The organism is Aeromonas sp. QDB25 (genome assembly GCF_027707725.1).
Classification (GTDB): domain Bacteria; phylum Pseudomonadota; class Gammaproteobacteria; order Enterobacterales; family Aeromonadaceae; genus Aeromonas; species Aeromonas caviae.
Genome location: NZ_JAPCIZ010000252.1, coordinates 1 through 556, shown reverse-complemented (window position 1 = coordinate 556; position 556 = coordinate 1). Strand labels below are relative to the sequence as shown.

1 tRNA gene is annotated in these 556 nt (G+C 48.9%); it reads right to left on the bottom strand.

Annotated features, from left to right (window positions below):
• Nucleotides 1-151 precede the first annotated feature (151 nt).
• Nucleotides 152-227 (bottom strand) — tRNA-Glu (locus tag PG883_RS23780).
• Nucleotides 228-556: the final 329 nt, after the last annotated feature.

Here is a 556-nt window from a genome sequence, read left to right as displayed (position 1 = left end):
TTTCCAAAGCACTTGTAACAAATGTTTGAGAACTACTTTTTAAATCAGCTTTCCAGATTGTTAAAGAGCATGTTTGCAACGGTCAGTGACCGAAGAAAACAGACATAAACACGTATGCTTATGTCTGCATTCTTGTTAGCAAGAAGAGAAGTGGCGTCCCCTAGGGGATTCGAACCCCTGTTACCGCCGTGAAAGGGCGGTGTCCTAGGCCTCTAGACGAAGGGGACGAAAATCATGGTTTGCGAAGTCAACTTCGCAATGATTTTCGTAAAGGCGAGTGCCGAGCCGGCGAGGCCGAGCGGCATCATTGCCTTTAGCGCTGTTCGCTGTTATCGCTAACTCTGGTTTGGGTAGCCACTTTTGCAGCTATTCACATCCCACCCCAACGAACGGGCTTCTCTCGTTTGGCCAGGGGCCAAACAAGCACTGACACGCCAAGGCGCATCAGGTCTTTGCTCTAACTACTTTGAATCAAGGCAATCTGTGTGAACACTCAACAACTTCGTCATCTTAAGGTAAGGAGGTGATCCAACCCCAGGTTCCCCTAGGGTTACCT